Raw genomic sequence first — 12,283 nt, forward strand, 5'->3', positions numbered from 1 at the left:
CGCCCTAACCTGCCGTGACCCGCAGTTCCTTCACGCCGTTGATCCACGCCGACCGCAGCCGCCGCGGCTCCCCCACCAGTCGCAGATCCGGCAGGGCGTCGGCGAGGGCGTTGAAGATGAGGTCGATCTCCAGCACCGCGAGGGACTTGCCGAGGCAGTAGTGCGGGCCGCCGCCACCGAAGCCCAGGTGGGGATTGGGGTCACGGGTGATGTCGAAGGCGTCCGGGGACTCGAACACCTCGGGGTCGTGGTTGGCCGAGGCGTAGAAGATGCCGACCCGCTCCCCCTTGCGGATGTGCTTGCCGCCCAGCTCCGTGTCCTGTGTCGCCGTCCGCTGGAAGGACACCACCGGCGTCGCCCAGCGCACGATCTCCTCGGCGGCCGTCGAGGGACGTTCCCGCTTGTAGAGGTCCCACTGCCCGGGGTGGGTGAGGAAGGCGTGCATGCCGTGCGTGATGGCGTTGCGGGTCGTCTCGTTGCCCGCCACCGCCAGCATCAGCACGAAGAACCCGAACTCGTCCGAACCGAGGTTGCCCTCGTCCTCCGCCGCCACCAGCGTGCTGACGATGTCCTGTGCGGGGCACTGCTTGCGGTCGGCGGCCATGTTCATGGCGTAGGCGATCAGCTCGGTGGCCGATTCCTTGCCGACCTCCTCCGTGATCGCGTACTCGGGGTCGTCGTACGCGATCATCTTGTTGGACCAGTCGAAGAGCTTGGCCCGGTCGTCCTGCGGGACGCCGATCAGCTCCGCGATCGCCTGGAGGGGCAGCTCGCACGCGACCTCCGTGACGAAGTCGAACGCCCCGGAGTGCGCGCGGGCGCCCTCGACTATGGCGTGCGCCCGGGCCCGCAGCCGCTCCTCCAGCGCCCGGATGGCCCGGGGCGTGAACCCCCGTTGCACGATCTGCCGCACCCGGGTGTGCTCCGGCGGGTCCATGTTCAGCAGGATCAGCCGCTGGACGTCGATCGCGTCGCGTTCGATGTGTTCGTTGAAGCGGATGATCGCGGTGTTGAGGGTGGAGGAGAACAACTCGGGGTGCGTGGAGACGTACTTGACGTCGGCGTGCCGCGTCACGGCCCAGTAGCCCTCGTCCTGGAACCCGGCCAGGTTCGCCGTCTGGGCGATCCAGGTGACCGGCTCGACACGGCGCAGTTCGGCGAACTCCGGCAGGGGCACGCGGTGGTGCAGCAGATCCGGGTCGGTGAAGTCGAACCCGTCGGGAAGCGCTGGACAGGGCATGGCGGCTCCAGCCATCTGACGACCAGTCAGGAAGTGCCGTGAACGTAACGGCGGACTCCGAAGACTGCAAGACCCTTGCGGTGACGGACGTCACGTCAGCAGACTGCACACAGAACTAGAACACGTATCAGTTGCTGGTTCTGGACGAGAGGACCGCCTTCATGGCCGCCGAACCCGTCATCGTCGAAGCCGTCCGCACCCCCATCGGCAAGCGCGGCGGCGCGCTCGCCAATCTGCACCCCGCCTATCTGCTGGGCGAGACGTACCGCGAACTCCTCGGCCGCACCGGCATCCCCGCCGACTGCGTCGAGCAGATCGTCGGCGGCACGGTCACCCACGCCGGTGAGCAGTCCATGAATCCCGCGCGGACCGCCTGGCTGACCATGGGCCTGCCCTACGAGACGGCGGCGACGACGGTCGACTGCCAGTGCGGGTCCTCCCAGCAGGCGTCCCACATGACCGCCAACCTCATCGCGGCCGGCGTGATCGACGTCGGCATCTCCTGCGGCGTGGAGTCGATGTCCCGCGTCCCGCTCGGGTCGGGCTCCAAGCACGGTCCCGGTAAACCGTTCCCCGACGAGTGGAACGTCGACCTCCCCAACCAGTTCGTGGCCGCCGAGCGCATCGCGCACCACCGCGGACTGACCCGGGCGGACGTCGACGCCCTCGGCCTGCTCTCCCAGGAACGCGCCGCGACGGCCTGGTCGGAGGAGCGCTTCAAGCGCGAGACCTTCGCCGTGCAGGTTCCCACCACCGAGGACGAGCAGCACGCCGGGCAGGGCATGTGGCGGCTCGTCGACCGCGACGAAGGGCTGCGCGACACGTCGGCGGAGGCGCTGGCGAAGCTGAAGCCGATCATGCCGACGGCCGTGCACACGGCCGGCAACTCCTCACAGATCTCGGACGGCGCGGCTGCCGTCATGTGGGCCTCCAAGCGCATGGCGCGCGCGCTGAAGCTGAAGCCCAGGGCACGGATCGTGGCCCAGGCGCTCGTCGGCGCCGACCCGCACTTCCATCTGGACGGCCCGATCGACGCCACCCGCGCGGTGCTCGGCAAGGCGGGGATGTCCCTGAAGGACATCGACGTGGTCGAGATCAACGAGGCGTTCGCGTCGGTGGTGCTGAGCTGGGCGCGAGTCTTCGAGCAGGACCTGGAGAAGGTGAACGTCAACGGCGGTGCGATCGCGCTCGGGCACCCGGTCGGGGCGACGGGTGCCCGGCTCATCACGACGGCACTGCACGAACTGGAGCGTACGGACAAGGAGTTCGCGCTGGTGACGATGTGCGCGGGCGGCGCGTTGGCCACCGGCACGATCATTCAGCGGCTGTAGCCGCCCAGTGGAGGAACGCCGTGAACGCCGCCGGACGGAAGGCCAGTACGGGACCGGCGGTGACCTTGGAATCCCGCACGGCGGTGGTGTCGCCGAGCTGTGCGCACTCGACACACTCGCCACCCTGATCGCTGCTGTAACTGGACTTACGCCACCGGGTCACCGTCGGAATCGCGTTGCTCGCCATAGCGTTCCTCCATCACGCACCGGATCAACTCCGCCGAGTCCCTGAGGGAGAGAGCGGCGGCCTGAAGGTGATCGTAACGGAGCGAGCAGTTCTTGACGGTGTCCGGATTGGCGGTCGGATGCCCGCTGCCGTACCCCTCGGTGTAGACGATGCTCGGATCGCTGGGAAATCGGTAGCAGGTGAATGAGCCGGTGAGGCCCGCGTGCGCGCCCGCCGAGAACGGCAGCACCTGAACGTTGATCCGAGGGTCGTGCTCGAAGGCCAACAAATGGGCCAGTTGATCCCGCATGGTCGCCGGGCCGCCGATCCGCTGGTACAGCGCGGCCTCGCTGAGGATGGCCCAGAAGACCGGGGGCTGCTCCTTCTCGAAGATGCGCTGTCGGGCGAGACGTACTGCCGTACGGTCGTCGAGGTTGCTCCGGTCCAGCGCGCCGAGCACCGCCCGCGCATAGGCCGACGCCTGGAGCAGACCGTGCACCATGTGCGTCTGGAAGGCACAGATCTCCACCGCCCGAGCCTCAAGTTCCGCCGTCTGCCGGAACCACGCCGGAAGTTGGCTGCGCAGCACCAGTTCGGTCAGGCGGGACAGCAGGCCGCCCGTTCCCAGGGCCGCGTCCACCCGCTCGCTGAACGCGGGGGTCGGCAGCTTGCGCGCGGTCTCGATCTGGCCGACCAGGGAGCCCGTGTAGTTGATGACGTCCCCGAGCTGCCGCTGGGTCAGTTCCGCCGCCTCCCGCGCCCGTCGCAGCTCGTAGCCGTAGTAGTCCAGCGGCGAGGCACCCGGGTCAAGGGCGTTGATGTGGGTCACGCACGATCCCCTCTCACGCGACTCCGCCCACAACGGGACGGGTTGTATCCGTTCCGTTGCCCACGGTAGTGACGGCTGGCCAGCCTCGTGGCGTGAACGAATACATTCCACCGGCCTACTCGGCCCCTCGCCCCGTCCAGTACCGCATGAGCCTCACCGTGGGCGAGCACTCGGCACGGCATGTGCGCCGCATCGTCCGCTCGCTCCTGACCGAGTGGGGCCTGACGGAGCTGACCGACGTGGTGGAACTGGGCGTGACGGAGCTGGTCGCCAACGTCGTACGGCATGTCCGGGACCGGCGCTGCGTGCTGCTGGTGCTGCGGCTGAGGACGGGGGTGCGGGTGGAGGTCGCCGACACCTCGCCCCAGGTGCCGCGCATGCGGACCGGGTTGCTCCTCGACGCGGAGAGCGGGCGCGGTCTCGTGCTGCTGGACGCCCTGGTCGACAAGTGGGGCGTCGACCGGGGGCCCCTGGAGGGCAAGACCGTGTGGTTCGAGTGCGGTCCGCCGGGGAGCGGGCCGCAGGCATAGCCGCCTGGCCCTCACTCGGCCTTCCTGAACACCTCCGACATCCCGTCCCCGTGCCGGGGTCCAGCGGCCCCGGCACCTCCGGCGCGATCAGGCCGACCCTCGCGGCCGGTTCACGGCCGCGCAGCCGAGGGCGGCGGGACGGGGCGGCGCGTAGGAGTCGCAGGCGGACTGGATCTGCCGTACGACGCAGCAGGCGGTCTCGACGCGGTCGGCCGTCGCCTGACGAAGCCTCCAGGGCACGGTCCCAGACACCGAGTTCCGCCCAGGCGCTGCCCCGGGACCGCGCGGCGTCCAGGCGCGGGGAGGGCGTCGTACACGCCGGCACGCCGGCCTCTGAGGTCGCGTCAGCTCCGGTCGCGCACCAGCTCGGGTGCCGCCTCGGCCACCGCCTCGGGAGCGGGCCGCGCCCTCGGCCCCTGGAACAGATACGCCAGCCCGAAGCCCGCGCCCACCACGAGCGCGCCGCCCACCGCGTCCAGCACCCAGTGGTTTCCGGTGACGACGATCGCGGTGACCGTGAAGGCCGGATGCAGCAGGCCCAGCGCCTTCATCCACCCCTTGGGCGCGACGATCGCGATCACGACGCCGCACCACAGGGACCAGCCGAAGTGCAGTGACGGCATGGCCGCGTACTGGTTGGTGAGGGAGGTCAGGGTGCCGTAGTCCGGCTGGGAGAAGTCCTGGACGCCGTGGACCGTGTCGATGATGCCGAAGTCCGGCATCAGGCGCGGCGGGGCGAGCGGGTAGAGCCAGAAGCCGATCAGGGCCAGCAGCGTCGTCAGGCCCAGCGTCGATCGGCCCCAGCGGTAGTCGACCGGGCGGCGCCAGTACAGGACGCCGAGGACGGTCAGCGGCACGGCGAAGTGGAACGACGTGTAGTAGAAGTCGAAGAACCGGCGGAGCCAGTCCACCTCCACTATCGCGTGGTTGAGCGTGTGCTCGATGTCGATGTGGAGGAAGCGCTCGATGGAGAGGATCTGCTCGCCGTGCGCCTCGGCGCGCTCCCGGCCCCCGGATATCGTGCCGCCGGTGGCCGCGAGCCGGACCTGCGAGTAGGCGGCGTACGTGACGCGTATGAGGAGCAGTTCCAGCAGGAGGTTGGGGCGGCCGAGGACGCGGCGCAGGAAGGGCAGCAGCGGTATGCGCCGCCAGCGGGCCGGGACCGGCCGGGCGTACCGCGTGGGGACGGGGTCGCGGTAGTGGGGCGAGGTGCGCGACAGGAACGGCACCGCCGTGGCGGCGGCGATCGCGGCGAGGAGGACGACGTTGTCACGCAGCGGGTGCAGCGCGGCCATGTCCGGCAGGAGCATCCGCGCGGGCAGCGTCATGACCAGCACCACCGCCACCGGCCACACCGGGCGGTCCGCGGCGCGCCTGCCGACCCGGCCGACCACCGCGAGCAGCACCCACAGCGACTGGTGCTGCCAGGCCGTCGGCGCGACGACGATCGCGGCGCAGCCGGTGAGGGCGACGGCCAGCAGGAGCTGACCGTCCCGGGCGTAGCGCACGGCGCGGCGCAGTCCCAGGGCGGCGACCGCCGCGCCCAGGGTCAGGAAGAGGGCCGTCTCCAGCGGGCCGGACAGGCCGAGCCGCAGCAGCGCGCCGTGCAGGGACTGGTTGGCGAGGTCGTCGGCCCGCCCGCCCAGACCGACACCGGCCATGTGGTGCACCCAGTAGGTGTACGAGTCGTGCGGCATCGCCAGCCACGCCAGCGTCGTGGTCCCGGTGAAGGTCGCGCCCAGGGAGGCCGCCGCGGACCGACGGCCGGTGAACCACAGCAGCGGGGCGAAGAGCAGCACCGTCGGCTGGAGGGCGGCGGCGACGCCGATCAAGGCTCCCCCGGCTCGCTCCCCGCGCACGGCGAGGCAGCCCAGCAGCACCAGCAGGACCGGGATGATGCTGGTCTGGCCGAGCCAGAACGCGTTGCGCACCGGCAGGGACAGCATCAGCAGGCAGATCGCGACGGGCGCCGCGACGAGCGACGTACGGCGGCTGACGGGGCGCGGCAGGGCGCGGGCGGCGACCAGGCCGAGCACGACGACCAGCAGCAGCGTGCCGAAGGTCCAGCCCCAGCCGAGCGCCTGCTCCGCAGCCCGCGTCAGGGGCTTGAGGACCAGGCCGCCGAAGGGGGTGCCGGTGAAGCGGGTCGAGTCGTAGAGCGAGCCCTCCACGTGCAGCACGCCGTCCGGGCCGACCCAGGTCTCCAGGTCGGTCAGCCGCTCACCCCGCGGGGTGCCGAGGACGACGGCGATCTGCCGTATGCCGAGAATCGCGGCGACGAGCCACAGGGCCATGCGCGCGGCACGCAGCCGTGCGCCCGCGCTCGCTCCGAATGCCCCTGCCGGTCTCTCGCTGTGTTCCGCGTTCGCCACGCCTCGTCGGCCTCCCGCCCCATCGATCCGCGCACCCCGTAGGTGGCACCGCCCCCGGGAGAGGAGACGCAGGCAACCCCCGATTCACCTGACGTCCGCTCGCCTTTTGTCCGGAAGACGATAGTGGGAGGGGGGTCGAGTTGCTTCGGCCGGGCGCGAGATAGATCACAGGGCGGTCCCGGGAGCGACATCCGGACACGCCCCGACAGTCCTGCACAGGGCATATTTACCTGCCCCATGCACCGAAATGGCCACCCTGCGTAATCGGGACAAGGCCCCCTATCGTCGACTTTCGGCCTGCCGCCGCCGCTGCCGCGTGGGCCCGTCCCCGTCCCCGTCGAAAGGCAGGCGAGCGAAGTCTTGTCGAGTGCCACCGCCGCCGCACCGAATCCGTTCCCCGTCCGCACCCGCCCGCCGGTGCAGGAGCCCACCGTCACCGATCCCGCCCTGGTCAGGCGCGCCGTGAAGGCGGCAGCGCTGGGCAACGCCATGGAGTGGTTCGACTTCGGTGTCTACAGCTACATCGCGGTGACCCTCGGCAAGGTCTTCTTCCCGTCCGGCAACCCGACGGCGCAGCTCCTGTCCACCTTCGGTGCCTTCGCCGCGGCCTTCCTGGTCCGTCCGCTGGGCGGCATGGTCTTCGGCCCGCTGGGCGACCGCGTCGGCCGCCAGAAGGTCCTGGCGCTGACGATGATCATGATGGCCGTCGGCACGTTCGCGATCGGCCTGATCCCGTCGTACGCCGCGATCGGCGTCGGCGCGCCGATCCTGCTCCTCGCCGCGCGCCTCGTGCAGGGCTTCTCCACCGGCGGCGAGTACGCCGGCGCCTCCACCTTCATCGCCGAGTACGCGCCCGACAGGCGACGCGGTTTCCTCGGCAGCTGGCTGGAGTTCGGCACGCTCGCCGGTTACATCGGCGGCGCCGGCCTGGTCACCCTCATGACCGCGCTGCTGTCCTCCGAGGACCTGCTGTCCTGGGGCTGGCGGATCCCGTTCCTGATCGCGGGCCCGATGGGCATCATCGGCCTCTACCTGCGGATGCGGCTGGAGGAGACCCCGGCGTTCGCGGCGGAGGTCGCGAAGGCGGAGACGGAGCGGCCCAAGGTGCCGCTGCGCGAGATGGTCACGGGCCAGTGGAGGGCGCTGCTGCTGTGCGTGGGCCTGGTCCTGGTCTTCAACGTCACCGACTACATGCTGCTGTCGTACATGCCGAGCTACCTCACGAGTGAGCTGCACTACGACGAGACGCACGGCCTGCTCGTCGTCCTGGCCGTGATGGCCCTGATGATGATCGCCCAGCCGCTCACGGGCGCCCTCACCGACCGCGTGGGCCGCCGCCCGGTCATCGCCGTCGGCTGCGCGGGCTTCCTGTTCCTCTCGATCCCCGCCCTGCTGCTGATCCGTCAGGGCAGCCTCCTGGCCATCGGCCTGGGCATGGGCGCGCTCGGCCTGCTGCTGGTCTGCTTCACCGCCGCGATGCCGTCGGCACTGCCGGCCCTGTTCCCGACCCGGGTCCGCTACGGCTCCCTCTCCATCGGCTTCAACATCTCGGTCTCCCTCTTCGGCGGCACGACCCCCCTGGTCGTCACGGCCCTGATCGGCGCGACCGGCGACATGATGATGCCCGCCTACTACATGATGGCCGCGGCCGTGATCGGCGGCGTGGCGGTCTGGTTCATGACGGAATCAGCAGGCCGCCCCCTACCGGGCTCGGCCCCCTCACTGGAACCCGGGGAACGCTGACACCCCTCCTCCGCTCCCCGCCCACACCGCCGAGCCGCACCCGCGAAGGCGGCCAGGCGGCGGCCGTGCGCCGGATGCGCCTGGTCCGCCCCGACACGACCAGGGTGCACAGGACCAGCACGAGGGCCTCGGCCGCACCCCGGAACGAAAACCAGTCACCCACGCACCCGTGGAGACGGCCCGGCGACAGCCGGGATCAGCCGAGAGACTCGGCGGCCGTGCGCCGGATGCGCCTGGTCCGACGGCCAGGGGTGCACAGAACCAGCACGAGGGCCTCGACCGCACCCCGGAACGAAACCAGTCACCCACGCACCCGTGGAGACGGCCCGGCGGCAGCCGGGATCAGCCGAGGGACTCGGCGGCCGTGCGCCGGATGCGCCTGGTCCGCCCTGACACGGCCAGGGTGCGCAGGACCGGGACGAGGGGCTCGGCCGCGACGCGCAGCTGAAGCCAGTCGCTCCAGTCGTCGAGCAGGGCGGGGACACGGTCCGCGGCGAGCGCCCCGGACCTCAGGTCCTCCAGCGTCGCCAGCTCCCGCGCCCGGCGTTCGGCGAACGCACGGACCTCCGGAGCGAGTGCTCCGACCCAGTCGTCCCGCTCGGCGCGCGGCAGCCGCTCCAGGATCTCCCCGACCACGCCCGAGGCGAGCGCGCCGTCCGGTTCAGCCGCGACGGCGTCCCGCAACGCCGGCCAGGCCGGGCCGGAGTCGAGCGCGGCCCGGTACAGCTCCCAGCGGGCGTGCCCGTCGCCGGCGTCGGCGAGCACCCGCCCGAGCCCCTCCTCCAGCCGCCGCAGCGCGTCCCGCCTCCCCGGCGTCGGTCCGCCGTCCCCCATCCCCTCACCCCTTCCCTCACCCCTTCCCTCGGCCTCGGCCACTCCCGGCGAGAATAGAGAAGAGCCCGGGAGCGCCGTCGTCGCTCCATCGGCCCCGTAGGACAGGAACCTGCACCCCCTTCCACTCGTTAGACGATCTAGTTAGCACTTCTAACTAGATGACGAGAGGCAGAGCCCATGAGCGAGTCGCAGATCTGGGACACCGTCGACGCGTACTTCGCGACCCACCTCGCCGGCGACGACGAGGTCCTCCAGGCAGCCCTGCGGGACAGCGACGCGGCCGGCCTGCCCCCGATCGGCGTCACGGCGAGCCAGGGCAAACTCCTCCAGCTCCTCGCCGAAATCCAGGGCGCCCGCGCCATCCTGGAGATCGGCACGCTCGGCGGCTACAGCACGATCTGGCTGGCCCGAGCCCTCCCGGCCGACGGCCGCCTGGTCACCCTGGAGTACGACCCGAAGCACGCCGAGGTCGCGAGCCGCAACATCGCCCGGGCAGGTCTCGACAAGGTCGTCGACGTCCGCGTGGGCGCCGCCCTGGACACCCTGCCGCAGCTCGCCGACGAGAACCCCCCGCCCTTCGACCTGGTCTTCATCGACGCCGACAAGGCCAACAACGCCCACTACGTGGAGTGGGCACTGCGCCTGGCACGCGAGGGCAGCCTGATCGTCGTGGACAACGTGGTCCGCGGCGGCCGCGTCGCCGACGCGGCCGACACGGCGCCCGACGTCCGCGGCACCCGCGCCGCCCTCGAACTGATCGGCTCCCACCCGAGGCTCACCGGCACCGCGATCCAGACGGTGGGCAGCAAGGGCTACGACGGCTTCGCCCTGGCGCGCGTGCTCGGCTGACGGGACCGCGCCGCCGCTCAGACCTCGTGGTAGTAGCCCACGTTCACGCTGCGTGGCCCGGTGCGGTCCAGGATGACGATCTCGCCGTTGCCGCCCCGGGGCAGCGGCATCGTGCCGCCGTACGCGAGCGGCTGCGCGTACTCGCCGGACACCAGCCGGACCTCGGAGGACGGGTCCGGCTGCGAGCCGCGCAGCCAGGTCACCTGCCAGTCCCCGTCCGGCCCGCACAGGAACTCCAGGTGGACCCGGGAGACGAACAGCCAGTCGTCGGGCGTCGCGAGCCGGCACACGTTCCTGTCCCGGCCCACGCGCAGCATCGTCCCCGGCTCGCTGGGCGCGTCGGCCATGATCATGCCGGCCGTGACACCCGCGTCCGCACCGGAGACGGTGGCCATGGTCAGTTCGAGCACGTGCGCTCCCTTGCAACGTCCTGATGCGCAGGCCCGGTTGGCCTGCCGCCGCCGCATGATAAATCGCCCGGCGCGGCGGCGTCCGGCACAATGGCCTCATGACCGAGCGAAAGCCACCGGGGGTCAGCTTCGAGTCCTGGACCGACAAACAGATCCGGGACGCCGAGGCGCGCGGCGACTTCGCGCATCTGCCCGGCGCCGGCAAGCCGTTGCCGAAGGACATCGAGGGCACCTACGACGAGCAGTGGTGGATCAAGCGGAAGCTCGCCCGGGAGGGCTTCTCCGTCCTGCCCCCCACCCTCGCCCTGCGCAAGGAGGCCGAGGACGCGCTGCTGGCCGCGATGGCGGCGCCCTCGGAGCGGCTCGTGCGGAAGATCGTCGAGGACGTCAACGTCAAGATCCGCGACGTCATGTTCAAGCCGCCGCCCGGCCCCCCGCTGGGTCTGAAGCCGTACGACGTGGACGACGTCGTACGCCGGTGGCGGGAGGGCCGGGCGGCGGCCGAATAGCTCTGTCGACGGCTCAGTGACGCAGCAGCCGCTCCGCGAGCTCCCGGTAGTCCCGCAGGGCGAGACGGAGTTGCTCGGTGTCGGAGGTCGCCGGGGTGGCCTCGTCGGTCGACTCCCAGGAACGGCGCAGGGTGCGGCGCCGCTGGGTGACGGCCTCCGTGAACCGGGCGGCTATCTCCTCCAGCACATGGTCCGCCTCCTCGATGGCGGCCCGGGGCCCGTCCACGAACGAGGCCATCGCCTGCTGCAACCGCAGCTCGAACTTGGCGCTCTCCTCGCCCGGCAGCAGCGGCGCCAGGCGCGAGGTGGGGGCGGCGGGGTCGGCCGGCGGCCTCGCGGGCGCCTCGGCGGCGGTGGCACGGGCGTTGTGCGCCCTGCGCGCCTCCTGGGCCGCCCCCGCGGCCTCGTGGGCCTCACGGGCCCCCTCTCCCCCCGGCGCCACAGCACCGGCCCGCAGCGAGGCCCCACCGGAGGCCTCCCGCGCCGTGCCCGGCGCCGTGTCGCGCCGCACGCTGCCGTCCGGCTCCGGCGGCTCCCCGCCGCCCATGGGCCGTGTCACGTCGCTCATATGTCTCAACTCCCCTTCGCCTGGCGCCCGAAGGCCGTCGGCAGATGCAGTCGGCCCGAACCGGCGTGGGCGGTCTTCGCCCGCTCGCCACTCGGACGCCCCGGACGGTCGTCCCGCGCCGGACGCAGCATGTCGTCGAACAGGGCGCGGGCCTCGACCATGGCCTCACGCATCTCCTCCGTACCGGCGCCCCCGCCCTGCGTGCCGTTCACCGGCGTACCGGCGATGCGATGGACACGGCGGTAGCCGTGCACGCGGTGCGCGTGGTGCACGGACAGCGCGGCGTACTGCTCGTCGTACTGCCCGCCGTCCGGGAAGCCCCGGAGCCCGGCGAGTTCGGCGAGCAGCCGGTCCGCCTCGATCACGGCGTCCCGCGGCGAGTCGACGAAGCGCTCCTGGGCGGCCGTCCAACGCGCCTCGAACTGCTCGCGCTGCGCCGCTTCGAGCGGCCGCGGACGCAGCTTCCCGTGCCGCTCCACGCGCTCGGCGAGCTCACGTTCGGCGGCCGTGGCATCGCCGTCGTGCCGGGCCACGGCCCGGTCGTACTCAGGTCCGAAGCGCCGCCTGAGGTCCCGTCCGCCGCCCGCGCCACGGCCGCGCAAGGTCAGGGCGGCCGCGACGAGGGCGACCGCCACCACAATCACGATCAGAGCAATGATCCAGCCAGTGGACATGAATGCCTTCCGGGTTCTCGACCCGACCGACCCCTCACCGGGCCGGTCAGCACAACGGGTTGCCCGCACCCCCCCACCCAAACCGCATCCACCTCCAAGGGGCTCGGCTCACCGCCCTGGAGTCGCATGACGCCGCAGCCACCCCCCGACGGAAGGGACCGCCCCCCTCCGACATCGGTCGCACGGCGGGGCAGCCGCGTACGGCGGGAAGGGGGCGGGTCGGGGGGC

General features: G+C 71.7%; 14 protein-coding genes. 5 read left to right on the top strand and 9 right to left on the bottom strand.

Going from position 1 to position 12,283, the window contains the following annotated elements; translation table 11 throughout:
• Positions 1 to 4 precede the first annotated feature (4 nt).
• A complete protein-coding gene (locus ACZ7LV_RS08790; protein ID WP_471937191.1) occupies positions 5 to 1,240 on the bottom strand; it encodes a cytochrome P450 in 1,236 nt (411 codons plus the stop codon).
• A gap of 161 nt (positions 1,241 to 1,401) precedes the next feature.
• On the opposite strand from ACZ7LV_RS08790, the gene ACZ7LV_RS08795 reads away from it, so the two are divergent.
• The gene (locus ACZ7LV_RS08795) at positions 1,402 to 2,571 is read left to right on the top strand and encodes a steroid 3-ketoacyl-CoA thiolase (protein WP_471937193.1); all 1,170 of its coding nucleotides are present in this window, start codon (positions 1,402 to 1,404) and stop codon (positions 2,569 to 2,571) included.
• On the opposite strand, the gene ACZ7LV_RS08800 is transcribed toward ACZ7LV_RS08795, so the two are convergent.
• Positions 2,555 to 2,758, bottom strand: coding sequence for a DUF397 domain-containing protein (locus ACZ7LV_RS08800; RefSeq protein ID WP_471937195.1), 204 nt, complete (start codon positions 2,756 to 2,758; stop codon positions 2,555 to 2,557). The two genes, ACZ7LV_RS08795 and ACZ7LV_RS08800, sit on opposite strands and share 17 nt — an antisense overlap.
• Positions 2,718 to 3,566: a helix-turn-helix domain-containing protein gene (locus ACZ7LV_RS08805; RefSeq protein ID WP_471937198.1), complete on the bottom strand. Its 849-nt coding sequence runs from the start codon at positions 3,564 to 3,566 to the stop codon at positions 2,718 to 2,720. Before ACZ7LV_RS08805 ends, ACZ7LV_RS08800 begins: the two co-directional genes overlap by 41 nt.
• Positions 3,567 to 3,658: 92 nt before the next feature.
• On the opposite strand from ACZ7LV_RS08805, the gene ACZ7LV_RS08810 reads away from it, so the two are divergent.
• A complete protein-coding gene (locus ACZ7LV_RS08810) occupies positions 3,659 to 4,096 on the top strand; it encodes an ATP-binding protein (protein WP_471937202.1) in 438 nt (145 codons plus the stop codon).
• An 87-nt stretch (positions 4,097 to 4,183) separates the two neighbouring features.
• Here ACZ7LV_RS08810 and ACZ7LV_RS08815 read toward each other — a convergent pair whose 3' ends face one another.
• Together ACZ7LV_RS08815 and ACZ7LV_RS08820 are read right to left on the bottom strand one after the other, a co-directional pair.
• On the bottom strand, positions 4,184 to 4,336 hold the full coding sequence (locus ACZ7LV_RS08815) for a hypothetical protein (RefSeq protein WP_471937204.1): 153 nt from the start codon (positions 4,334 to 4,336) through the stop codon (positions 4,184 to 4,186).
• Between the two features lie 104 nt (positions 4,337 to 4,440).
• The gene (locus ACZ7LV_RS08820; RefSeq protein ID WP_471937207.1) at positions 4,441 to 6,468 is read right to left on the bottom strand and encodes a bifunctional glycosyltransferase 87/phosphatase PAP2 family protein; all 2,028 of its coding nucleotides are present in this window, start codon (positions 6,466 to 6,468) and stop codon (positions 4,441 to 4,443) included.
• Between the two features lie 360 nt (positions 6,469 to 6,828).
• Between ACZ7LV_RS08820 and proP the strand changes: the two genes are divergently transcribed.
• Entirely contained in the window at positions 6,829 to 8,211 is a 1,383-nt protein-coding gene (gene proP, locus ACZ7LV_RS08825) for a glycine betaine/L-proline transporter ProP (RefSeq protein WP_471937209.1), read from the top strand.
• Positions 8,212 to 8,553: 342 nt separating this feature from the next.
• Here the strand turns inward: proP and ACZ7LV_RS08830 are convergent, their stop codons facing one another.
• The gene (locus ACZ7LV_RS08830; protein WP_471937211.1) at positions 8,554 to 9,045 is read right to left on the bottom strand and encodes a hypothetical protein; all 492 of its coding nucleotides are present in this window, start codon (positions 9,043 to 9,045) and stop codon (positions 8,554 to 8,556) included.
• A gap of 177 nt (positions 9,046 to 9,222) precedes the next feature.
• On the opposite strand from ACZ7LV_RS08830, the gene ACZ7LV_RS08835 reads away from it, so the two are divergent.
• Complete coding sequence (locus tag ACZ7LV_RS08835) at positions 9,223 to 9,894, top strand: O-methyltransferase (protein WP_471937213.1); 672 nt, start codon at positions 9,223 to 9,225, stop codon at positions 9,892 to 9,894.
• Between the two features lie 17 nt (positions 9,895 to 9,911).
• Here ACZ7LV_RS08835 and ACZ7LV_RS08840 read toward each other — a convergent pair whose 3' ends face one another.
• The gene (locus ACZ7LV_RS08840) at positions 9,912 to 10,304 is read right to left on the bottom strand and encodes a hypothetical protein (RefSeq protein ID WP_471937215.1); all 393 of its coding nucleotides are present in this window, start codon (positions 10,302 to 10,304) and stop codon (positions 9,912 to 9,914) included.
• Between the two features lie 98 nt (positions 10,305 to 10,402).
• Between ACZ7LV_RS08840 and ACZ7LV_RS08845 the strand changes: the two genes are divergently transcribed.
• The gene (locus tag ACZ7LV_RS08845) at positions 10,403 to 10,813 is read left to right on the top strand and encodes a DnaJ family domain-containing protein (protein WP_471937217.1); all 411 of its coding nucleotides are present in this window, start codon (positions 10,403 to 10,405) and stop codon (positions 10,811 to 10,813) included.
• Positions 10,814 to 10,826: 13 nt separating this feature from the next.
• Here the strand turns inward: ACZ7LV_RS08845 and ACZ7LV_RS08850 are convergent, their stop codons facing one another.
• Positions 10,827 to 11,381 carry a hypothetical protein gene (locus tag ACZ7LV_RS08850; RefSeq protein ID WP_471937219.1) on the bottom strand — a complete coding sequence of 185 codons (555 nt, stop codon included), beginning with the start codon at positions 11,379 to 11,381 and terminating at the stop codon, positions 10,827 to 10,829.
• Positions 11,382 to 11,386: 5 nt separating this feature from the next.
• Positions 11,387 to 12,055 (bottom strand): hypothetical protein, encoded by a 669-nt coding sequence (locus ACZ7LV_RS08855; RefSeq protein ID WP_471937221.1) that lies wholly within the window; start codon positions 12,053 to 12,055, stop codon positions 11,387 to 11,389.
• Between the last annotated feature and the right edge of the window lie 228 nt (positions 12,056 to 12,283).

It is taken from the genome of Streptomyces sp. NPDC107562, from assembly GCF_055657325.1.